Consider the following 21,770-nt stretch of genomic DNA (forward strand, 5'->3'; position numbering starts at 1 on the left):
ACTGCCGCCTTTCCCTGGCCCTCCACCTGACCTGTCTTGATGTCGAGAAAGCACCGAACACCCCCTCCAGCCTCCCGGCAAACGCCCCCCAGCGCAGCGGTTTCGCCCGCGACGCGCGCCAGACAGGCCCTCGACGCGGGTCGCTATCGTGACGCGATCGAGTTCTTCAAGGACCTGCTCAAGAGCGAGCGGCGACCGGAATGGGTCGATGCGCTGGCCCAGAGTTATGCCGGTCGGGCCGCCGAACTGGCGGGCAAGGGAATGTTTCCCGAGGCGCTGGTGGTGTGGCGTAATCGCTCCAGCCTGTGCGATAAGCCGCTGGTTGAAGGAGGCAGCCCCTACCTCGAGTGGCTGATGCGCGCCGGCGAGCACGACGCGGCGCTGCGCTTGCTGATCAGCGCCGACGCCGACCCGTCGACGGCGGCCGATCTCGAGACGCGTCTGGCCGCGGTGGCGCTGACCGCGCCCGATGGCACGCTGGCGCAGCTCGCTGATGATCGTCCGCTGCGTCGTCATCGTGCGGCGGCGCTGGCGTCGATCGCTGCTTGCTGCCGGGGTGATCGGGCCGATCTCGACGAGCAATTGCGCACCATTCCGTTTCGCTCCCCTTATCGCGATCTGCGCTTCATCCTCAAGGCGTTGCTGCTGGTCGGCGATGATCCTTCGCAGGCTGCCGACCTGATGGCCCGCATCGCTGTCGACGGTCCTTTCGAGAAGCTCGCGGCCGTCGTTCGCGCGGCTCTCCTGCCCGGCAGCCGCTGGCTGGTGCCGATGCTCGCTCTTGACGAAGAGGGCCGGCAACTGCTGCTCGACCTCAAGGGTTGTCCGGACAATCGGCGCGCGCTGATGTTCGAGGTTGCCGCGCTGGCCCGGCTCGGCACGCCGCCGACACCGGCCAAGGTCCTCGACCTCCTGCTGCGCCGTGGCCGCGTTTTGCCGACCAGCGCGGCCAGGCTCTGCCGACGCCTGTTGCCCTATGGCGCCAAACGCCTGGCGGAATACCGCAGTGCTTTCGGTCAGTTGGCAGTAGCCGAGCGCGAGTGCATTCTGGCGCTGGCGATCGAACAGGATGGCGGGGGCTGGATCGAGGAGCACTGGTTGCGCGCCGTGGATCTGCTGTCGCCGCCCGACAAGGCGCCGCTGCACGCAGCGCTGATTCTCCGCCATCTGTACGAGGTCATCGTCGGCGACGCCGACGCCGATGATTCCGAGTGCATCGACTGGCTGGAACGAAGCCTGCTGCTCGACCCCGATGATCGTGCGACGCACCTCAAGCTGATCAGAATCCACCGCCAGGCCAAGGATCTCCAGGCCGCGCGCGCGAGTCTCGATAGGGCGCTGGCGAGCTTTGCCAATGATCCGGCAGTGTTGCTCGAAGCGGTCGAAACGGCACTGGCCGGCAACGCCTTCAAGAAAGCGGTGACCCTGGCCAAGCGCCTGCTCGAGATCGATCCGATCAATTCGAAAGTGCGCGCGCTGATTGGGCAGGCGCACCTGTCGCACGCGCGCAAGCAGATCCGCGCGCAGCGGGCGGATGCGGCCGGCAGGGAACTCGACCTGGCCGAGGAATGGCTCAGTTCGCCGAACGATCGGAGCATCGCCACGCTGCTGCGTGGGCTGAGCGCCAGCGATGCTCCGGCGACCGCGCTGTTGTTGGTAGCCGTGGCTGAACTAGGGGGCGGGCTGCTGGCCGCTTTCCATGTCTTGCTGGAATCCAGTCGTGTCGGTAGCCAGGGCGCGGGCGCCTTGCGTCGCGCTGGCATCGAACTGTCGCGGGCAGCGACCTCGCGGGAAGTCCTGGCCGTGGTGCAGGCGATCAATGCGCTGCGCGAGGCTGACGAGCGCAAGCTGCAGACTGTTCTCGACCCCCTGCGGGCGCCACTCAAGCGGGCGGCCGGCGCTGACTTCAGTGAGTCCGAACTGATCTCGATCTGCGAAACGCTGCTGCGCCGGGACGAAATCACCCTGTTGCAGGCCTATGCCGGTGCTGGCCTCAAGCGCTGGCCGGAGCGGCCGGTTTTCGTGTATTTGACGATCTTTGCCCGGCATGGCAAGTCGGCACGTTTCGCCATGTCCAGTCGAGAGATTGTGGCACTGGAAAAAGCCGCGGAGCAGGCGCAGGCCGATGGCGATCAACGTACCGTAGCGCGCATCCGCGAGCTCGTCCAGCCGTTGCCTGACTTCGCAGGCGGAGGGCCGGACGACTTCGATGACCCGGATGTCTTCGGCGGTCCCGGCGAGGCACCGTTCGCCGATCTACACGCGCTGTTCGAGATGATGATCTCGCTGGACAACGACCAGGCGTTGATCACCATGGCTCGCGAACTCATGCCTGACGCTGAATTCTGTCCTCTGGAACGTGCGGCAGGTGGCAACCGGAAGAAGCTGGCGCGCTTGCTCATCGATTATCTTGTCGAACTCGACGCGAAGGTTGGCGCGAGTCGTTCGCCGCGCGAAGCGCCGACGCCGGCGCCGCGCGCGCCCGAGCCGCTCAAAGGCAAGGTGCCAGTTCAGGACGACCGCCAGAAAGGGCTATTCGATGATTGACCCCTACCGCGTGCTTGGCGTCGACCTTTCGGCGGACGACGAGACGATTCGGGCCGCCTATCTGGCGGCGATTCGCGAATCGCCGCCAGAACGTGACCGCGAGCGGTTCGAGAGCGTGCGCGCCGCCTATGAGACCATCGCCGATCCTCGTCGGCGGATTGCGCACAGCCTGTTCGACCGTTCGCAGCCCACTATCGACGATCTGCTGGCTGCCGTGAGCAGCGATTTCGCGCCGCGTCACCCGACCGATCGGCGCCTGCTGCGCATTCTGGGGGCAAAATGATCGACCCCCTGATGACCCTCGATTCGGCCGAGAGAGAATGTCTGGTGGACGAGTTCCGTGCCTGTCTCGAGCGCGCTGCAGCGCCCCGTGAAACCTGGCCGGAAGCGCACGACGAGGCGCCAGCTGCCGAGCCGCCGGCGGTCGACCTGGCCACCCTGCTCAGCGAGATGGCTGTGCTGAAGAGCGAGCTGCGACTGCAATCGCGCCAGTTCAAGAATACGCTCGAAGAATTGCGCCTTTTTGGCAACGATCTCCGCCAGCACGGCGAGCGCCTGCAGCGCGATGTCGATCGTGCTCGCGAGCAGGCGGCAGCGATCCAGGGACAGACCGAGAAGAAGTTTCTGCTCGCCATTCTCGACCTGCGCGACCGGCTGCAAAGCGGCGTCGACGCCGCCGGGAGGCCTCCTGCATCGCTGCTCACGCGCCTGGTTCCCGGCCCGACGCGTTTTGCCGCCAGCCTGGCAGAGGGGCTGCGGCTGACCCTGCAGCGCCTCGACGACCTGCTCTCCAGCCATGGCGTGCGACCGCTGCAGGTGGTCGGCGAGATCCTCGATCCGCAACGGATGCGTGCCGTCGGCGTCGAAGCCGGTAGCGATTCGGCAGCCATCGCTGATGGCACCGTCCTGCGCGAGGTGCAGCGCGGGTTTTTCCACGACGGTGATCTCTTGCGCGTCGCGCAGGTCATTGTCAGCAAGAAGGCAAACAGAAAATGACAGAAATCATTGTCGGTATCGATCTCGGTACGACGAACTCCGAAGTGGCCATCGTTCGCGAAGGGCGAGTCGAGGTCATCCCCGTTGCACCGGGAACGGGAACAGGAGCAGGAGCGCGCATTCTTCCCTCGGTCGTCAGCGTCGCCGATGATGGCAGCCTGCTGGTCGGCGACGCAGCGCGCAACCAGTATGCCTTGCATCCCGAGCGCAGCGTGCGCTCGATCAAGCGTCGCATGGGCGAGTACACCGCGGTGCAGATGGCCGGCAAGGATTACAGCCCGCAGGAGATCTCGGCGATGATCCTGCGCCGCCTGCGCGACATTGCCGAAGCGCATATCGGCGCAACGGTGAACAAGGCGGTGATCACGGTGCCCGCCTATTTTTCCGACGCGCAGCGCCAGGCGACGCGCGAGGCGGGTGAGATCGCCGGCCTGGAAGTGGTGCGCATCATCAACGAGCCGACGGCTGCAGCGCTGGCTTACGAAAGCTGCCACAGCGGCGCGCGCAAGGCGCTGGTCTATGACCTCGGTGGCGGCACCTTTGACGTTTCCGTGGTTAATCTCGAAAGCGATGTCGTCGAGGTGCTCGCCAGCCACGGCAACAATCACCTCGGCGGTGACGATTTCGACCAGAAATTGGTGACCTTCGCGGTCGATCACCTGAAGGAGAAGCACGACATCGACGTTCGGCAGCAGCCGCTGGCCATGGCGCGCCTGCAGCACGCCGCCGAAGCGGCAAAGATCACGCTTTCCGACCAACCTTACGCGATGCTGTCCGAAGAGTACCTGTGCGAAAAGGACGACGTTCCGGTGCACCTGTCGCTCGAGATCTCGCGCCTGGCGTACGAGGAGATGATCGAGCCCTACATCGCCGAGACGATAGAAGCCGTCCATGTCGCCTTGAGCGGCGCCGGGCTGACGGTGGCCGACATCAACGAAATCCTGCTCGTCGGCGGAGCGACGCGGACGCCTCTCGTGCAGCGCCGACTCGAAGAGGACCTCGGTATTCAGCCGCGCGCCGAAGTCGACCCGGACCTCTGCGTGGCCATGGGCGCCGCTATTCAGGCGGCCGTGATCGCCGGCGATCAGGCGCCGACCGTGCTCGTCGATGTCACGCCTTACACTTTCGGCACCAGCGTTCTGGAATACTTCAATGGCGAAATGTACCCCTATTGCTACGTGCCGCTGATCCGCAAGAACACGCCGATTCCCGTCTCCAAGAGCGATGGCTTCTGCACGATCTTCGATGGCCAGACCAAGGTCGACATCAATGTTTACCAGGGCGAAGACCCGGATGCATTGAACAACATCGAAATTGGCCGCTTCACCATCGAGGGTCTGCGCGAAGATGCGCCGGCGGGTAACGCCTTGATCACCACCTTCTCTCTGGATGTCAACGGCATTCTCCAGGTGACTTCGCGCGAGAAGGAAACCGGGCTGGTGCACTCGATCACCATCGACAACGCCATCAGCCGCTTTACCGGCGACAAGCTGGCCGAAGCGCGCGAGCGCATCGACGGGTTGTTCGGCGACCAGGACGGCGAAGTGGGGCGGCCAGGCGCGGAGGTCACCAGTTCCGGTGGTGAGACCGTCGAAGGTGGCCGGCGCCTGCGCGTCGAGGCCGCGGCACTGACCGAGAAGGCCGAGCGCCTGCTGGCCAGTTCAGGGACTGAAGACGCTGAAGATCTGGTCAATGGCATCGAGGCCGTCAAGGACCGCCTGGCAGGATCGGACGCCGAACTGAAAACGGCGATCGATGCGCTGGCCGACCTCCTGTACTACCTGGATGCCTGAAGTCCTGGATCGCTGCCCGGCGTGTCGCGCACGTCTGCCGGAGAACGCGGTCTGTCCGCGCTGTGGCTGCGACTTCTCGCTTGCACAGCAGGCGATCGAGCAAGCCAGGCGCCTGCTCGAACAAGCGCTTCGCTCGCTGGCCCTGGGTGACCGAGCGGCGGCCCGTAGCCAGGTCGACGCCTCGCTGGCGATGCACAGGCGGCGACTCGGGCAGGCCATCAAGGGCTTCCTGGACGACGAGAAAAGCGCCGCGAAAAGCGAGCGGGCAGCGCCTGGCGGCTGGTCAGCGGAGCCGGGCGACGATGAAGCCCTGCCGGGCGTCGTCTGGCCAGGCGAATGGCAGAACCTCGATTCGACTGTCGGGCAGGACTAACGAACAGGCGAACTCGATCGGCGATTTGCGTCCAGCAACCGTTGCAGCGCTGTGCTTTGGTTTGTAGGTTGGAGTGAGGCACGAACCCCGACATTGAAGGGCGGGGATTACGTTGGGGTTCCTACGTCACCCCAACCGAACTCCAGACTTTTCGGGTGCTCAGCCAGGGCGTTCAGCGATTCGGCCGTTTCGCCAACGTCGATCGCGATCCTGCTTGCCCAGGGGCCTACTGGCTGAGGCGCCTCAGGCTGGTCAAATCGTCTTCCGTGTTGATATTGCGGAAGGCATCGGCCTGGTCGTCGAAGGCCACTTCGATGGCTGCCAGCGTCTGATACCACAAAGTCGGCTGACATCCACCGGCGGCCAGGAAGGCAGTGAGCTGCGGCAGCAGGTCGCGGCGACACAGACAGAACACCGGCTGCGCCTGGTCAAACGTGCGCGCCGTGGCGACATCGGCGCCAGCGAGGGTGATCGCCGCCCGCAGGCGGGCCAGCAGATCGGTCGGCAGAAAGGGCGAGTCACAGGGGACGGCCGCCACCAGCGGATGCGTGGCGCGAGTCAGTGCCGCGTGCAGGCCGGCGAGCGGGCCGGCGAAGCCGCCGATCTGATCGCCGATCACCGGGTAGCCGAAGGTTTCGTAGCGCTCGGTGTTCTGATTGGCGTTGAGCAGCACTTCGTCTGCCTGTGGCGCCAGACGCTCGAGCACCCACTGCACAAGTGGCTTGCCGTCGAGCAGTTGCAGCCCTTTGTCGACTCGGCCCATGCGACGGCCAAGGCCGCCGGCCAGGATCACGGCAGTCATCCGTTCGCTGCCGACGGCTTGCTGGCCAGCACCGGTCGCGACTTTCACGGGACGCCAGGAAGCCAGCCGAACGGTGGCGGTGTGGTGACGGGTTCGAGCCTACCCTGAAAAAGTGCTTCGATCACCGCCGGCTCTCGCCAGCGTTCATTCATGTAGGTCAGCCCGGTTTCTTCGACCAGAGCACCCCGCCAGTAGTAGCTGGCAACGGTATCGAGCGTCGCCAGGCTGAGGTTGTGCGGCAGGCGCAGGTAGTCCAGCCAACTGGAATCGTGGAACGAACAGAGGTAGGCCCCGGTGCTGCGCGCTCGTACCAGGGCTTTGCCAAAGACCCGCGCCGGATGCCTGGCCTGGAAGGTCTCGGCGTCGATCCGCGTCGCAAAGAGCAGCAGGGCGTGCAGGCGGCTTGGGAAGTGCTGGTAGAGTCGCTGGCGGAAATACTCCAGGTGATACTCGGCAAAATAGTTCTGTACGGTCGTAAACTGGTCTTTCGGCAGCGAGCTGCCGAAAGGATTGCCGACCAGGATGTCCCAACCCGGTAGCTCTGCGTCCTCGTCCAGCCAGGCGTACAACTCCAGCGGGGCGCTATCCTTGAGCACGTGGCCCATCATTCCTCACTGGCCGGTGGAGTCCGCTCACTTGCTGCGGCCGAACCTTTCGACCAACTGGCCCAGCTTCTCCGCATGCTGACGAGCCAGAGTCTCGGCCTCGCGCTGCGCCTTGCGTTGTTCCGCCTGTTTCTTCAGGCGCTCCCTGAGCAGTTCCGAGGCATGGGTCCGGTGCTCGGCGGTGATCTCGCCAGCGGGATGGCCATCGAGGTCCACGCGGACAGCAGCCTTCTCGGTCGTTTTGAGGTAGCGCAAAGAGTGCGTGTGGATTCCCAGTGCGATGCGCAAGTCCTTGCGCTCCAGGCTCGGCAGGCGGCCCAGGAGTTGCTTGTCGATGCCGATCGCCAGTGGCAGGCAGTCCCGGAAGACCGGGAACTGGTCCTGCAGTTGCTTGAGTAACTGGCGAGCGTTTTGGCCGGGCACGGAGACTGGGGTGGTGGTATTCATGAGTTCAGAAGTCAAAAGTCAGAAGTGGATGCCGCGCATGATTTGTGAGAAAGCAATCTGGTCGGCGGTTTGTTCTGCCGCCTCAGCTTTCTTCTGCATTGCGGCGCTGGCATCCGGGAACATGCGGAAGCTGGTGTTCATCATGATCTGGGCTGCTTTCGGCGTCAGCGAGTGGAGCAGGGCGCCGAAGATACCCAGTCGGGTGGCGATGCGTACCGGCTTGTGGATGATCGCTTCAACAATCATCTCGGCAGCATCTTCCGGGGAGAGCGTCGGAACCTGATCGTAGAGTTTGGTCGGCGCAATCATCGGAGTCTTGACGAGCGGCATGTTGATGGTCGTGAACTCGATGCCGCGATCGGCAAACTCGGAAGCGGCGCAGCGTGCCCAGGCGTCCATCGCCGCCTTTGAGGCGACATAGGCCGAAAAGCGTGGGGCGTTGGTCAGCACGCCGATCGACGAGATGTTGATCACCTGGCCCTTGCGTTTGGCGATCATCGCCGGCAGGAAGCCCATCGTCAGGCGCAGGGCTCCGAAGTAGTTCACTTCCATGGTCCGTTCGTAATCATGGAAGCGATCGAAGGAATTCTCAATGCCGCGGCGAATCGAGCGGCCGGCGTTATTGACCAGGATGTCGACCCCGCCATGCTCCTCGGTCATGAACTTGACGAAGGCTGCACACTGCTGTGGATCGGCAATATCGACAGCATGGGTGATCAGGCGCAGTCCGGCGGCCTCGAACTCGCGACGGGTTTCGTCGAGGGCCTGCGCATCGCGGGCGATGGTCACGGCAATGGCGCCGGCCTCGGCCATCTTGCGGATGGTGGCTTTGCCGATTCCCGATGAACCGCCGGTGACGAGAACGACCTTGCCTTCGATCTGACCACGCAGCGTCTGATCGATGAACAGGTCCGGGTCGAGGTGGCGCTCCCAGTAGTCCCACAGCCGCCAGGCATAGCTATCGAGCGGCGGCACGGCGATGCCGGTGCCCTTGAGCGCGCGCTGTGTTTCGCGGCAATCGAAGCGTGTCGGGTAATTGACGAAGTCGAGGATGTCGTCGGGCAGTCCGAGGTCTTTCATCAACGCGCTGCGGATGCGGCGCACCGGCGTCAGGGCGAACATCGCCTTGCGCATCGAGCGCGGAATGAAGCCGAGCAGTGCGGCATTGACGCGCATCGCCATTTCCGGGGCGTGCGCCGCACGGGCGAAGGTATTGAGCAGATCACCAACGCGCATCGGCGTCGGGTCGGTGAGGTGGAAGCAATTCCCGTCTTCGTTCTCCAGGTGGGCAATGTGGTCCAGGGCGGCGACGATGAAGTCCACCGGGACGACATTGATGCGTCCGCCTTCGATGCCGATGGTCGGCATCCAGGACGGAAACATCTTGCGCATCTTCTGGATCAGCTTGAAGAAATAGTAGGGGCCGTCGATCTTGTCCATTTCGCCGGTGCGCGAGTCGCCGACGACGATTGCCGGGCGAAAGATGCGCCACGGGACTTTGCACTCCTTGCGCACGATGCCTTCGGAGTCGTGCTTGGTGCGGAAGTAGGGGTTGTCGAGGTTCTCGGCTTCTTCGAACATGTCTTCGCGAAAAAGCCCCTCGAAGAGTCCGGCCGACGCGATCGAGCTGACCAGATGGAAGTGTTTGGCGCCAATTGCCTCGGCGAGGCGGACGGTATTGCGCGTGCCGTCCACGTTGGCCCGCTGCTGGTCTTCGGCGCTGGCCTTGAGGTCATAGATCGCGGCGAGATGAAAGAAGTGCTCGATCCTGCCGGTCAGCGCCTGAACATCGGCTTTGCCGACGCCCAGTTCGGCCTGCGTGAGATCTCCGACAACGGGGATGACCCTCGTCTCGTCACAGCCCCAGTAGGCGTACAATTCCTCGAGCTTGGGCAGTTCCACCGCGCGCGTCAGAAAATGGACGACGGCATCGGGGCGGGTCAACAGTTTCGCGACCAGCCGTTTGCCGATGAAACCGGTGGCGCCGGTGACGAAGTAGTTCATGGTTGTCTCCCTGAATTCATGGTCATCTCCCTGGGGGGTGTGTTTTTGATAGACTGCGGCAGTCTGGGGGGCATTGGCCCGGCCTTTAGTGTGCGTCCTCTAGATATTGTCACTACACTCGCTTCCAAGGGCAAGCAAAAAACTTGTTGACCTTTTGATCACGACTCTCAAGGAGATGAAAATGGGCAAAAAACTCAAAGAATTGGCCGGTGGCCTGACGGAAAACCAACTGGCATCGACGGTCAAGGAATCCGCCCAGCAGATCTGGCTGGCCGGGCTTGGCGCTTTTGCCAAGGCACAGGAAGAAGGCGGCAAGGTGTTCGACGCACTGGTCAAGGAAGGCGAGAGCATTCAGTCGAAGACCCGCAAGATGACCGATGAGAAAATTGCGCAAGTCGCCGGCAAGGCGGCAGGAACCTGGGATCGCCTCGAACAGGTCTTCGAAGATCGCGTCGCGCGCGCATTGGGGAGCCTTGGCGTGCCCAGCAAGCAGGATATCGACAGTCTGTCGAAACGCGTCGTCGAACTCAGCGCCGCCGTGCAGGCTCTGACTGAAGGGAAGTCCCCTGCCAAGGCGGCTGCCAAGGACGTTCCGGCGCCGGCCGTTGCGGACGCCGCCAAACCCGCCGCCAGTCCGGCTGTCCGCAAACCGGCTGTCCGCAAGCCGGCCGCTGCCAAACCGGTTCCCCCGGTGACCCCTGCTGATGTGCTCAATACCCTGCCGAAGACCAGCGAGTAATCCGGTCCGCGGTTGCTAGGGTGCAGCGTGCACTGACACGCACCAAGACGAAGGCGTCGGGAAGCGGTATTCAACGCCGCCACAGACGGCGCTTTCCCTGACGAGGGTTTGCTCCATGGTGGCGTCAACTAGGTGTTCGAAGGTCGGGCTGGCGCTTGCCGGTGGCGGTCCGGTCGGCGGGATTTATGAAGTCGGCGCGTTGACCGCGTTGGCCGAGGCGTTGGAAGGCGCCGACTTCAGCGCCTTCGACATTTACGTCGGCGTCAGTTCCGGTGCCTTCATTGCGGCCGCTGTCGCCAATGGGCTGGGGCCGGCGACGCTGGCACGGATGCTCGTGGACAACGACAGCAACGAGGTGTTCGATACCGAGATGCTCCTGCATCCGGCTCTCGGTGAATACTTTCGGCGTGCCTTGTCGGTGCCGGTGCTGTTCTGGTCGTCCTTGCGGCAGTATCTGTCCGATCCGTGGCACGTGGGTTTCGTCGAGGCTTTTCAGGGCCTCAGTCATGCGCTTCCGACGGGGATCTTCAATGGCGTCGGCATCGACCGACTGCTCAGGAATCTGTTCTCGACTGGCGGGCGGAGCAACGATTTCCGTCAACTCAGACACCGGCTCTTCCTGGTCGCGACCGATCTCGACACCGGCGAGTCGGTTGCCTTCGGCTCCGAGGGGCATGACGATGTGCCCATTTCGGTCGCCGTGCAGGCGAGCGCAGCCTTGCCGGGCTTGTTCCCACCGGTCAGAATCGGCGAGCGCTATTTTGTCGACGGCGCGCTGATCAAGACGCTACATGCCTCGGTGGCGCTGCACGAGGGCGCCGACCTGGTAATCTGCATCAATCCGCTGGTGCCCTTCGATTCCCGCCTGGCGGCCAAACGCGCGCCGCACGAGAAGGCGACACCCGCTCCCGAGCATCTGGTCGACGGGGGCTTGCCGGTCGTCCTGGCGCAGACTTTCCGGGCCATCATCCATTCGCGGATGCGCACCGGCATGGAGCGTTACCGGCTCGAGTTTGCCGGCCAGGATGTGGTCCTCTTCGAACCGACGCGTGATGATGCAGACATGTTCTTCACCAATGTGTTCAGCTATCGCGGGCGCAGCCGCCTGTGCGAGCATGCCTATCAGCGCACGCGTCACGACCTCTACCGGCGCCGTCATGAACTCGGGCCGATTTTCGCGCGTCATGGCCTCCATCTCAACCTCGGCGTGCTCAAGGACCACACTCGTTCGCTCCTGTCGCACAAGCGCCGCCCGGACCTGGCGACCAGCGCCAGCGCGCTGGACTCGTCGTTACGCGAGCTGGAAGTCTGGTTGCAGGCGCAGAATGGCTGATCCTGCCCAGCTCGCCGGCCAAAGTGCCATTCCCTGACTCGATCAGCGATGGTATGCTGGACGATCAGGGAAGGTGACCGGAGGGTGGGTAATGGAGAGGAAACCGAAGCGGCGAACGCGTGAACGGATCATCGAGACCAGCCTGCGCTTGTTCAACGACTTTGGCGAGCCGAATGTAACGACGACGGTTGTGGCTGACGAGATGAACATCAGTCCTGGCAACCTCTACTACCACTTTCACAACAAGGACGAGATCATCGAGTCGATCTTCGCCTCCTTCGAACGGGAAATGGAGGAAACCCTGACTACACCGACACGCCGCCCGGCCAATGTCGAGGACATCTGGCTGTTTCTGCACCTCCTGTTCGAACTGATCTGGAAGTATCGGTTTTTCTACCGCGATCTGAACGATCTGCTGACGCGTAATCGCGTGCTCGAAATCCATTTCAAGCAGATTCTGGCGCACAAGGTGCGCACCGCGACGACCTTGTGCGACGGTCTGGTGTCAGCCGGCGCGATGCGCGCGAGCAGCGAACAGCGGCGCGCGCTGGCGACCAACATGGCGGTCATTGCCACCTACTGGCTGTCGTTCGAGTACGCGTGTGATCCGCGTGGCACGGTCGAAACCGGTCGCATCGGGCGCGGCGTGTATCAGGTGATGGCGATGGTCTCGCCGTTTCTGTTGGGTGACGCCAAAGGGCTGCTGGAAAAGCTGTCACGCGAGTACGGCGCGTCGTAGCGTAGTGACCCATCTGCGGGCACTTTTCTTCACGAACACAAACCTATTGAGGAAAACCGATGGCGTGGAAAGAATTTCCCTATCCCAACCAGGCCTACCGCTATCCGGGCGCGGCGCTGGAAAAGAACTGGGCCCGCCTGCATCGCGGCGACTGCGAGCCTTTTCCCGCCAATGCGAAGGTCCAGGAAGCCTGGCGCAGTTATCATTCCGGCGATTTCGGCCAGGCCGTAGACTCCGGGCTGGCCTGCGGTATGGGCGGTTACAACGCGGCCAACAAGGCCGCCACGATCTATGCCAGTTACCTCGAATCCGATGACTCGCGCAAGTGCAAGCTGCTGCTGGAGGTCGCGCAGCGTTGTGAGGAGCAGCAGGAAAAGACGCCACGCGACGCCAATGCCTGGTATCTCCATGCCTTCGCGCTGGGTCGTTACAGCCAGAGCATCTCGGTGGTCAAAGCGCTGGCGCAGGGCCTCGGTGGCAAGATCAAACACAGCCTGACCCAGGCCATCGAGATCGAGCCCAGGCACGTCGACGCGCAGGTGGCTCTTGGCGCCTATCACGCCGAGGTGATCGACAAGGTCGGCGCGCTGGTCGGCGGGCTGACCTATGGCGCCAAGAAGAGCACCGGCAACGAGCTTCTCGAAGCGGCCATGAAACTCAACCCCGACTCCGCGATCACCCGCATCGAGTATGCCAACGCCCTGGTGATGATGTTCGGCAAGGCCAGGATGAAGGACGCCGAGCGTCTCTATCAGGAGGCGGCAGCGCTGGCGCCGATGGACGCGATGGAACGTCTGGACGTTGAGGCCGCGAAGGCTGAACTGGCGGACTGACTGGAAATTTGCCATGAGCGCGACATCAAACCCGACTCATGGCCGACAGGTCTTCCTCGACGACTTGCGGGAAACCCAGTCGATCCCAAGGTTCCAGCAGAACTAGCCAGAGTAGTTTTTCAAACTCGTCGGCGAAGCGGGCGACGATGCGCTCGGGATCGTCGACCCGGTTCCTGTCGGTGATCAGGCCGAATTGCACGCGGCCGTTGTACGACAGAATGCTCACGCCCATGCCGATGTCGCCGGCCTGCGGCACCCAGGCCATTTGCTCGACGATCCTGCTGCCGGCAAAGAAGCGAGGCTGTGCAAAGCCGGGGACGTTGGTCATTACGGCTGTCGTCTTGTCGGCGAGCAGCCTGAGCACCTTGTCCTGTACGAAGCGGGGCGCCATGCCGGCGGCGCCGAGCAGAGAGAAGGTCAGCATCGCCTGATGCGATCCCTTCAGCGCGGCCATTCCGGCGCGCGTCGCGTAGAGTCTGGCCAACGGGTTTTCGATGCCGATCGGCAGTTCGAGGGCGACGAGGCCAAAGCGGTTGCCGAGTTCCTCGACGTCGCCGGGTGGACGCAGATTTACCGGCACCATGACGCGAATCCTCGCCGCGCCCAGCGGGTCGCCTCTGGCCGCCAGGTAGCCACGCAGGGCGCCGGCGACCGACGAGAGCAGCGTGTCGTTCACCGAGCAGCCGAGTACCTTGCCGACGGCCTTGATGTCGGCCAGCGAGATCGGCTCGGACCAGGAAACGCGCTTGACCGTGCCGGCCTTGCCTTTGAAACGCGTCGCGCTGTCGGCGGGCAATAGCGCCAGTTGGCTCACTTCCTGGGCGATCGCGCCGGCGACGCGCGCGTAGTCGAGGACCGTACCGGGATCATTGCGCAGGCCGAGGTAGTGGCCCCAGAGATGGCCGCCGACACGGATCGAGGTCAGCGCGAAGTCGCTCAGCGGAGTGAAGATCGTTCGCCAGAAAACGTCGCTGCCATCGGCTTCGCCATCGTCGTCGGCATGGTCGCCGGCCGGGGCGGCAGTACTTTCCCCTGCTGCCAGTCCGCCATCCTCGGGGGCGTCGATCTGCCCGTCGGTAAGCGAGTTGATGACCCCGATCAGGGCGATGCCGTCGGCAATCGCGTGGTGGATGCGGACGACCAGCGCCGAGTTCCGGCCGGCGGTCTCGACGAGGTTGAATTCCCAGCGCGGGCGCGCCGGATTGAGCGGCGTGGCGGCCATTTCAGCAACGAACTTCTGCAGCTCGGGTTTGCCGGCGGGCGCCGGGAGCAGCGAATGGCGCAGGTGAGCGTCGACGTCGAAGTCAGGATCATCGACCCACCAGGCGCCGTCGGAATCCTGCATTGCGATCTGGCGGAAGCGCCGGTAACGCAGCAAGCGGGAAGCGACCGTACGCTTGAAGCGCTCGGCGTCGATGCGGCCCTTGAAGAGCATGACGCCAAGGATCTGCATCAGGTTCTCGGGCCGGTCCATGCGCAGCCAGGCGGTGTCGACGTGGGAAATTCTTTCGCGCGAGCTCATTGCGTTTGCTCCCCGGAGAAGTGTCAAGCCCCTATAATAGCAGCCCATTTCAGCAGTACATTGCCCTGGTCGATGATCTGAAAGCGCGCTGAAGCGACCCCTGCCGGGGTCGCTCAAGCCGGGAAATTTTCGTCGAAGAAGCGGTGTATTTCGCGCTCTATGGCTGGCTTGAGCGCGAACAGCAGGAAGCCGAGCCGGATGTTCAGGGCGACTTCGCTGTCGTCGAGCGACAATTCGCCGCTCACACCCGGGCGCTTGAAGCGCATGACATCGCCGTTCCAGGCGTAGTCCAGGTCGAACTCTTCCTTCAACTCGGCGGCCATGTGTTCGGCCGAGGCGCGCGCGTCGGCGCGGGGTTTGCCGTGCTGGCGGCGAATGGTGATGTCGCTCATCGGAAGGGTCCTGTGGGGTTAGCCGATTTCGGCACAGAGTGAACGGAAAGCCGCATAGCGGCGCGGGTCGATGGCGCCTTCGCGGAGTGCGGCCTGCACGCGGCAATCGGGTTCGCGGTCGTGCCGGCAGTTGCGGAAGCGGCACTCGCCGAGCAGCGGGCGGAGTTCGGGAAAGGCCTGCGCAAGGTCTTCTGCCGACAGATGGTGCAGGCCGAAGGCCATCAGTCCGGGTGAGTCGATCAGCGACGTCATGGCGCCGAGGCGATAAAGCCTGGCATGCGTCGTGGTGTGCTTGCCGGCGTTGAGCGCCTGAGAAATCTCTCGGGTGGGCGCCCTGGCGTAGGGGACCAGGGCGTTGGTCAGGGTCGATTTGCCCATTCCGGACTGGCCAATCAGGAGACTGGTCTGCTGCGCCAGATGAGGCAACAGGAGAGCGCTCTCGTGGCGCGCGCAGAGCTTGACTACCCGGTAGCCGAGCGATTCGAACTGGGCCAGCGCTGCGCTGGCCGCTGCGACGCGGTCGGTCAGGTCGCACTTGTTGAGCACGATCAGAGCCTTGATCCCCTGATTTTCGGCGGCGACCGTGCAGCGCGTGATCAACTCGTCTGAAAATGGCGGTTCGGTGGCGACGACGATGATTATTTGCGTGACGTTGGCGGCGATTAGCTTCTGCTTGAAGTGGTCCGAGCGATAGAGCAGCGTTGTGCGCGCTTCGAGTGCGCTGATCACGCCCTGGTCGGCACTCGTTTGCTCCACGATGACCTGATCGCCGCAGGCCAGTTCGCTTTTCTTGCCGCGCGGAAAGCAGAGCAGCGTCTCGCCTTCGGCCACCTCGACTCGGTATTGCCGTCCGTAGGCGGCGACGACGGTGCCCGCGACTTTCAAATGGCTGCCAGTGCCTCGATCTTGGCTGCGCAGATGAAGTCGTTGCGCGACAGGCCGCCCACGTCATGCGTGCTGTAACTGACCTTGACGCGGCCATAGCCGACTTCGAGATCCGGGTGGTGGTCTTCGCGTTCAGCCAGTCCGGCGACCGTGTTGACGAAGAGCAGGGTGGCGGCGTAGCTGGCAAAGGTGAAGTCCTTCTGCAGGACGCCTGCTTCGGCAATTCGCCAGCCAGGCAGGCAGCCGAGCAGGGCAGAGGCGCGCGCCAGGTCGAGCAGGTGTTCGCTGCCGCGCAGGGGTCGGCAATGTTCAAGGGCAAGTGCCGGTTCGGTGGTCATGGTCAGGAGTCTCCCGTGGGCGAGTCACGCCGTCTGCAGGCGAGCGATGCGCAGGGCGGCGGGTGGATGCGAATCGTAGAACAGCGAGTGCAGCGGGTCGGGCGTCAGGGTAGCGGCGTTGTCTTCGTACAGTTTGACCAGGGCGGTGACCAGACTTTCTGCCGAGGCATGTCGGGCGGCATAACGGTCGGCTGCAAACTCGTCGCGGCGTGACAAAAGGCTCGGCAATGGCGTCAGCAGGAAGGTGAAAACAGGTCCGGCGAGAAAGAAGAGGAGCAGTCCGAGCGCCGTGTTCCGGCTATCAACGCCCAGTCCTTGATAGAACCAGGGCGCATCGATCAGTTGGCCGAGCACGGCGAGGAAACCGAGCGATAGGGTAAAGAGCATGACGATGCGCTTGACGACGTGGCGGTGCTTGAAGTGCCCCAGTTCGTGCGCCAGGACGGCTTCCACCTCAACCGCTTGCAGACGGCCAAGCAGCGTGTCGAAGAAGACGATGCGTTTCGTTCTGCCGAAGCCGGTAAAGTAGGCGTTGCCGTGGCTCGAACGCGTCGAACCATCCATCACGAAGAGCCCCGAGGTGGTGAAGCCGCAGCGGGCGAGCAATGCCTCGACGCGCGTCCTGAGTTCGAGGTCGTCGAGCGGGGCGAACTTGTTGAACAGCGGCGCGATCCAGGTCGGGTAGATGAACAGGATGAGCAGATTGAAGGCGCACCAGAAGAGCCATACGTAGAGCCACCACAGGCTGCCCATTTTCGCCATCAGCCAGAGCACGGCGAGCAGCGCCGGCGTGCCGATGATCAGGCCAAGCGCCGCCTGCTTCAGGAGGTCGCTGACAAAAAGCTTGAAGGTCATGCGGTTGAAGCCGAATTTTTCTTCGATGACGAAGCGATGGTAGAGGGCGAGCGGCAAATCAACGAGCGCAGAAATCGCGATGACGCTGAAGATCAGCGCCACGCCGTAGGGCAGACCGTCGAGTCGCATGGTCCAGAAGTTGTGCAGCAACTGCAGACCGCCGCCGAGCGTGAGGGCAAGCAAAACGGCCACTTCGACGGCAAGACCGGCACGGCCGAAGCGGGTGCGTGCGACGGTGTAGTCAGCGGCCTTCTGATGGGTGCCAAGTTCAATACGATCGGCAAATTTGTCAGGTACGGTTGCCCGGTGGGCGATGACGTGCGAAATCTGCCGCTGGGCCAGCCAGAGACGAACGGCGACCATCAGCAGCAGCGCGGCAAGAAATGCAAGAGAAAAGGTAGGGAGCATGAGCGTGTGACACAATACTACTTTTGAAGGTTGATGCCGATTATATGACACAGGATGCCAATTACCTTGTTTGGCTGGACATGGAAATGACCGGCCTCGAACCTGACCGCGATCGCATCATAGAATTGGCAATCATCGTCACCGATAACCAGTTGGCGACGATGGCCGAATCACCGGTCTGGGTGGTCCGCCAGGAGAATTCCTGCCTTGAGGCGATGGATGAGTGGAATCGCAAGACGCATGGCCGCTCCGGCCTGATTGATCGGGTCAGGGCCTCGACGCTCGATGAGGCGGCGGTCGAAGCGGCGGCGCTGGCCTTCGTGCAGGCCTACGTTCCGCAGTCTGCCAGCCCCCTGTGCGGCAACTCGGTCGGCCAGGATCGTCGCTTCATGGTCAGGTACATGCCGCAGTTCGAGTCCTGGTTCCACTACCGCAACCTTGACGTGAGTACGCTGAAGGAGTTGTGTCGGCGCTGGAAGCCAGAGGTCGCGAAGGGCTTTGTCAAGCGGGCGGAGCACAGCGCACTCGCCGACATCCGTGAGTCGATTGCCGAACTGAAATACTATCGCGAGCACTTCATCAGGCTCTAGCCAGGCGGCCGGCCAAGTGCCGGCAAAGCACCCTCACCGCTCTGGTTTTGACGCTCCCTTTTTTGCCTCACGCCGGTAGAGCTGCAGCTTCTCGTGGTCGTGGCGATCGCTGGGACGTCCTCCTTCCCAGACTTTCCGCCAGCCGTTAGCCGCTCTGGCGCTGCCCTCCCTGGCCGGGCCGAGCGTCAGCAGCCAGGCGCAGTTCCTGCCGGCAGCGGACCTTGCCGCCACCGTCCGTATGCCTTCGAAATAGTCGAGCGAGGCGAGAATCGAGTCGGCGACGTTGGCGCCGGCGATGCAGCCATACTGCTCAGGCAAGGCGCTGGCCAGCGCAGCCGAGAGCGGACGGTACGTTTTTCCGTAGTCGATCCAGGGCATCCAGAGCGCTGCAATCAACAGCCAGAACAAAGTCAGACCCGCCATCCAGTGCATGATCCCACGCATTGGCGAGCGTGGCGTGGTGGCAATCAGCCAGCACCAGGCGATGCTTCCCAGTAGCGCGAAGCTGACCGCGAAGCCGTTGAACTGGCCGCTGAACCCTGGTTCGAGTCGAGCGGCCTGCCGCGCCAGCCTTTCCGGCCAGCCGAATACGAGGGCGCTCCAGCCGATCCAGACGAGGAGCGCGAAGAAGCTGAAAGTGATCATGCCGAACCAGTCGAATGCGTTTGCTGCACCGCGTCGCAGCGATGTCGCGCCGGGAACGGCAAGTAGAACCAGTGGCGGCAGCAGCAGCAAGGCCGGCGCACTGCGTGCGGCAAAGCAAAAGCTGATGCCGACCCAGGTGGTCAGAAAGGCGAAAATCGGCAGGGCCAGCGGTCGTGTGGCCAATTGGCGCCTCTTTGCCCAGAGTGTCCAGCCGGCCAGAGGGAGGGCTGGCCATGCGTACCAGGTGAGCATCATCAGGAAGCGCCACAGACTGAGCAGGGGTGCCGAATTGTCGCCAAGTTGGGCTGACTCCTCCTGCCAGAATGCTTGCAGATATTCGGGTGACGCGGCGAACAAGGCGGCCAGCCAGGCGCCGGAAAGCGCGCCGCCCAGGAGCAGCGAGCCGAGCAGCATCAGCGCGGATTGTTGACGGTTTTCGGATCGCCAGACGACATAGGCGGCTACCGGTAGCAGCGGGAGCATGGGCGCCAGGCCGTTGGCCAGGAAGCCCAGGCCAAGCGCTGAACCAAAGACACAAGCGCCGCGCAGCGGTCGCCTGTCGAGCAGGGTCAGTCCCCAGTAGGCAGCCGTGTGCGCAGTCAGGGCGGCTAGCATGGGTTGCGCCTCGTGCGCGTGAAAAAGGAAGCCAATACTGCCGGCCAGCAAAAGGGGAGCCGCCGGCGCCTGCTCGCGGCCGTGTAGTTCTCGTGCAGCGAGGAGGGTGAAAGTGAGCGCCAGCAGAGTGCAGGCACCGCTGGCCAGGCGTGCCCCCTCATGCACCGGCAAGAGCCAGGAGAACAGGTGGCCGCAGGCGGCAGCCATCCAGTAGTAAAGGGGAGCGTCCGGGTAGGGGTTGCCGGCCAGACTGAGGGCCAACCAGTCGCCGTTCGAGACGATGCTGTGGACGACGCCGATAGTGACGGCGTCGTCACTTCTCCACGGGTCGTGGCCGATCAGTCCGGTAAAAATATAGAGGGCGAGCAGCGCCGCCAGGGCCCAACCGCTAGGCGGCAGTGGCATCCCGTTGAAGCGGGCACGCTCCGGCTGATCTGGCATCTGGAAAGTTGCGCTGCACTGGCCTGTGTGGAACGAAACGAAAAAGGCAGCCATGGGGCTGCCTTTTCTGTCGACCTTGCGGATCGGTTAAGCCGACTTGCGAATCGCGCCGTACTTCTGGTTGAACTTTTCGACGCGGCCAGCGGTATCGATGATCTTTTGCTTGCCGGTGTAAAAAGGATGGCAGGCCGCGCACACTTCGACATGCAGCGCTTTCTTCATCGTCGAACGCGTGGTGAAGGTGTTGCCGCAGGAGCAGGTCACCATGATCTCGTTGTATGCGGGGTGTGCGTTGGCTTTCATCTGGTACTTTTCCTGTATGTTAGATCAGTCCGTCCATGGTCAACAATCGACGACCGGAAGGCAATGCCATGAGAACGACCGCGATTATCGGCGATTTTCCTCTGCTCTGCAATCGTGCACGACGTGATCACCGGCGCATGGAGTCGAAAAACTCGGCGTTGTTCTTGGTGGCCTTGATCTTGTCGAGCAAAAACTCCATCGCTTCGAGATCATCCATGTTGTAGAGCAACTTGCGCAGGACCCACATTTTTTGCAGAACGTCGGGCTTGAGCAGAAGTTCTTCTCGGCGGGTGCCCGAGCGGTTGACGTTGATCGCCGGGTATACCCGCTTCTCGGCCATGCGGCGATCGAGGTGGATTTCCATGTTCCCGGTTCCCTTGAACTCTTCGTAGATCACGTCGTCCATGCGGCTGCCGGTATCAATCAGCGCGGTGGCGATGATGGTCAGCGAACCTCCCTCCTCGATGTTTCGCGCGGCACCAAAGAAACGTTTTGGCTTTTGTAGCGCATTGGCGTCGACACCGCCGGTCAGGACCTTTCCGGAGGCCGGCTGCACGGTGTTGTATGCGCGCGCCAGGCGCGTGATCGAGTCGAGCAGGATGACCACGTCGCGCTTGTGTTCGATCAGTCGCTTGGCTTTTTCAATGACCATCTCGGCCACTTGTACATGGCGCGTCGCCGGTTCGTCAAACGTCGAGGCAACCACCTCGCCACGCACCGAGCGGGTCATCTCGGTGACTTCCTCGGGCCGTTCATCGATCAACAGGACGATGACCGTGACGTCCGGATGGTTGGTAGTGATCGCGTGTGCGATGTGTTGCATCATCACGGTCTTGCCACTCTTCGGGCTGGCGACGAGCAGGCCACGCTGCCCCTTGCCGATTGGCGCGATGATGTCGATTATGCGGCTGGTGATGTTCTCTTCACCCCGGATGTCACGCTCGAGTTTCATGTGCTCGGCGGGGTGCAGCGGGGTCAGGTTCTCGAAGAGAATCTTGTTCTTCGACGCCTCGGGTGCTTCGCCGTTGATCTTGTCAACCTTGACCAGCGCAAAATAGCGTTCGCCATCCTTGGGTGTGCGGATTTCGCCTTCGATAGTGTCGCCGGTGTGGAGGTTGAAACGCCGGATCTGGCTTGGGCTGACGTAGATGTCGTCGGTGCTGGCGAGGTAGGAGGTGTCGGGTGAGCGCAGGAAGCCGAAACCGTCGGACAGCGTTTCCAGCGTGCCGTCGCCAAAGATGCTCTCGCCTTTCCGGGCCTGATTTTTGAGTAGCGCGAAAATCAATTCGTGTTTGCGCAGTCGGTTTGCGCCCTCGACATTGTTGGTGATGGCCATGTCGAGAAGCTGGCTTACATGAAGTGCCTTGAGTTCGGATAAGTGCATGTGCTGGAGACGAGGAAGGGAAAAACCAGGGAAGAGCCAGACGGGCCGCGCGCTAACGCGTATGGAACACGTGCTGGGGAAGTGCCGTGGGAGCGGGCGGGGCTTGCTGCAGGGAGAGGATGCCTGAAGAGTCTGCGCTGGCTCTTGATGTGCGATGGGTCAGGTGCGGCACCCATCGAAC

22 protein-coding genes are annotated in these 21,770 nt (G+C 63.0%); 10 read left to right on the plus strand and 12 right to left on the minus strand.

The window, feature by feature from the left end:
- Positions 1-39: 39 nt before the first annotated feature.
- The 5 genes from ACCAA_RS09435 to ACCAA_RS09455 are packed head-to-tail and all read left to right on the plus strand — an operon-like array spanning position 40 to position 5,709.
- Positions 40-2,547, plus strand: coding sequence for a tetratricopeptide repeat protein (locus ACCAA_RS09435; RefSeq protein ID WP_186406995.1), 2,508 nt, complete (start codon positions 40-42; stop codon positions 2,545-2,547).
- On the plus strand, positions 2,540-2,830 hold the full coding sequence (locus tag ACCAA_RS09440) for a DnaJ domain-containing protein (RefSeq protein WP_186406996.1): 291 nt from the start codon (positions 2,540-2,542) through the stop codon (positions 2,828-2,830). Before ACCAA_RS09435 ends, ACCAA_RS09440 begins: the two co-directional genes overlap by 8 nt.
- Complete coding sequence (locus ACCAA_RS09445; protein ID WP_186406997.1) at positions 2,827-3,543, plus strand: nucleotide exchange factor GrpE; 717 nt, start codon at positions 2,827-2,829, stop codon at positions 3,541-3,543. Before ACCAA_RS09440 ends, ACCAA_RS09445 begins: the two co-directional genes overlap by 4 nt.
- Positions 3,540-5,336, plus strand: coding sequence for an Hsp70 family protein (locus ACCAA_RS09450; protein ID WP_186406998.1), 1,797 nt, complete (start codon positions 3,540-3,542; stop codon positions 5,334-5,336). The genes ACCAA_RS09445 and ACCAA_RS09450 overlap by 4 nt, the downstream gene beginning before the upstream one ends.
- Positions 5,329-5,709, plus strand: coding sequence for a hypothetical protein (locus ACCAA_RS09455; protein WP_186406999.1), 381 nt, complete (start codon positions 5,329-5,331; stop codon positions 5,707-5,709). The genes ACCAA_RS09450 and ACCAA_RS09455 overlap by 8 nt, the downstream gene beginning before the upstream one ends.
- 226 nt (positions 5,710-5,935) lie before the next feature.
- Here the strand turns inward: ACCAA_RS09455 and mobA are convergent, their stop codons facing one another.
- The 4 genes from mobA to ACCAA_RS09475 are packed head-to-tail and all read right to left on the minus strand — an operon-like array spanning position 5,936 to position 9,567.
- The gene (gene mobA / locus ACCAA_RS09460; protein ID WP_186407033.1) at positions 5,936-6,511 is read right to left on the minus strand and encodes a molybdenum cofactor guanylyltransferase MobA; all 576 of its coding nucleotides are present in this window, start codon (positions 6,509-6,511) and stop codon (positions 5,936-5,938) included.
- Between the two features lie 44 nt (positions 6,512-6,555).
- Positions 6,556-7,119, minus strand: coding sequence for a hypothetical protein (locus tag ACCAA_RS09465; protein ID WP_245754523.1), 564 nt, complete (start codon positions 7,117-7,119; stop codon positions 6,556-6,558).
- Positions 7,120-7,143: 24 nt separating this feature from the next.
- Complete coding sequence (locus ACCAA_RS09470) at positions 7,144-7,563, minus strand: ProQ/FINO family protein (RefSeq protein WP_186407000.1); 420 nt, start codon at positions 7,561-7,563, stop codon at positions 7,144-7,146.
- 18 nt (positions 7,564-7,581) lie between these two features.
- A complete protein-coding gene (locus tag ACCAA_RS09475; protein ID WP_186407001.1) occupies positions 7,582-9,567 on the minus strand; it encodes an SDR family oxidoreductase in 1,986 nt (661 codons plus the stop codon).
- A 181-nt stretch (positions 9,568-9,748) separates the two neighbouring features.
- On the opposite strand from ACCAA_RS09475, the gene ACCAA_RS09480 reads away from it, so the two are divergent.
- The 4 genes from ACCAA_RS09480 (at position 9,749) to ACCAA_RS09495 (ending at position 13,211) form a co-directional block, all read left to right on the plus strand.
- The gene (locus ACCAA_RS09480; protein WP_186407002.1) at positions 9,749-10,306 is read left to right on the plus strand and encodes a phasin family protein; all 558 of its coding nucleotides are present in this window, start codon (positions 9,749-9,751) and stop codon (positions 10,304-10,306) included.
- 115 nt (positions 10,307-10,421) lie between these two features.
- The gene (locus ACCAA_RS09485) at positions 10,422-11,639 is read left to right on the plus strand and encodes a patatin-like phospholipase family protein (protein ID WP_186407003.1); all 1,218 of its coding nucleotides are present in this window, start codon (positions 10,422-10,424) and stop codon (positions 11,637-11,639) included.
- Between the two features lie 91 nt (positions 11,640-11,730).
- Positions 11,731-12,378 carry a TetR/AcrR family transcriptional regulator gene (locus ACCAA_RS09490; protein ID WP_186407004.1) on the plus strand — a complete coding sequence of 216 codons (648 nt, stop codon included), beginning with the start codon at positions 11,731-11,733 and terminating at the stop codon, positions 12,376-12,378.
- A gap of 59 nt (positions 12,379-12,437) precedes the next feature.
- Complete coding sequence (locus ACCAA_RS09495) at positions 12,438-13,211, plus strand: tetratricopeptide repeat protein (RefSeq protein ID WP_186407005.1); 774 nt, start codon at positions 12,438-12,440, stop codon at positions 13,209-13,211.
- Positions 13,212-13,236: 25 nt separating this feature from the next.
- Here the strand turns inward: ACCAA_RS09495 and ACCAA_RS09500 are convergent, their stop codons facing one another.
- The 5 genes from ACCAA_RS09500 to ACCAA_RS09520 all read right to left on the minus strand — a co-directional run bounded on the left by ACCAA_RS09500 (position 13,237) and on the right by ACCAA_RS09520 (position 17,611).
- Positions 13,237-14,733: a wax ester/triacylglycerol synthase family O-acyltransferase gene (locus tag ACCAA_RS09500; RefSeq protein WP_186407006.1), complete on the minus strand. Its 1,497-nt coding sequence runs from the start codon at positions 14,731-14,733 to the stop codon at positions 13,237-13,239.
- A 113-nt stretch (positions 14,734-14,846) separates the two neighbouring features.
- Positions 14,847-15,125 (minus strand): polyhydroxyalkanoic acid system family protein, encoded by a 279-nt coding sequence (locus tag ACCAA_RS09505; RefSeq protein WP_186407007.1) that lies wholly within the window; start codon positions 15,123-15,125, stop codon positions 14,847-14,849.
- 18 nt (positions 15,126-15,143) lie between these two features.
- The gene (gene rsgA / locus ACCAA_RS09510; RefSeq protein WP_186407008.1) at positions 15,144-16,010 is read right to left on the minus strand and encodes a ribosome small subunit-dependent GTPase A; all 867 of its coding nucleotides are present in this window, start codon (positions 16,008-16,010) and stop codon (positions 15,144-15,146) included.
- Complete coding sequence (locus ACCAA_RS09515) at positions 16,007-16,348, minus strand: 4a-hydroxytetrahydrobiopterin dehydratase (RefSeq protein WP_186407009.1); 342 nt, start codon at positions 16,346-16,348, stop codon at positions 16,007-16,009. Before ACCAA_RS09515 ends, rsgA begins: the two co-directional genes overlap by 4 nt.
- Before the next feature lie 24 nt (positions 16,349-16,372).
- Positions 16,373-17,611 (minus strand): M48 family metallopeptidase, encoded by a 1,239-nt coding sequence (locus ACCAA_RS09520; RefSeq protein ID WP_186407010.1) that lies wholly within the window; start codon positions 17,609-17,611, stop codon positions 16,373-16,375.
- Between the two features lie 44 nt (positions 17,612-17,655).
- Here ACCAA_RS09520 and orn point away from each other — a divergent pair, with 44 nt between their 5' ends.
- Positions 17,656-18,201 (plus strand): oligoribonuclease, encoded by a 546-nt coding sequence (gene orn / locus ACCAA_RS09525; RefSeq protein ID WP_186407011.1) that lies wholly within the window; start codon positions 17,656-17,658, stop codon positions 18,199-18,201.
- 33 nt (positions 18,202-18,234) lie between these two features.
- On the opposite strand, the gene ACCAA_RS09530 is transcribed toward orn, so the two are convergent.
- The 3 genes from ACCAA_RS09530 to rho all read right to left on the minus strand — a co-directional run bounded on the left by ACCAA_RS09530 (position 18,235) and on the right by rho (position 21,589).
- The gene (locus tag ACCAA_RS09530) at positions 18,235-19,902 is read right to left on the minus strand and encodes an ArnT family glycosyltransferase (RefSeq protein ID WP_186407012.1); all 1,668 of its coding nucleotides are present in this window, start codon (positions 19,900-19,902) and stop codon (positions 18,235-18,237) included.
- Between the two features lie 87 nt (positions 19,903-19,989).
- Positions 19,990-20,205, minus strand: a complete 216-nt coding sequence (gene rpmE / locus ACCAA_RS09535) for a 50S ribosomal protein L31 (RefSeq protein ID WP_186407013.1) — start codon at positions 20,203-20,205, stop codon at positions 19,990-19,992.
- Positions 20,206-20,332: 127 nt separating this feature from the next.
- The gene (gene rho, locus ACCAA_RS09540; RefSeq protein WP_186407014.1) at positions 20,333-21,589 is read right to left on the minus strand and encodes a transcription termination factor Rho; all 1,257 of its coding nucleotides are present in this window, start codon (positions 21,587-21,589) and stop codon (positions 20,333-20,335) included.
- Positions 21,590-21,770 lie beyond the last annotated feature (181 nt).

Origin of the sequence: Candidatus Accumulibacter aalborgensis (genome assembly GCF_900089955.1) — a bacterium.
GTDB classification, from domain to species: Bacteria; Pseudomonadota; Gammaproteobacteria; order Burkholderiales; family Rhodocyclaceae; genus Accumulibacter; species Accumulibacter aalborgensis.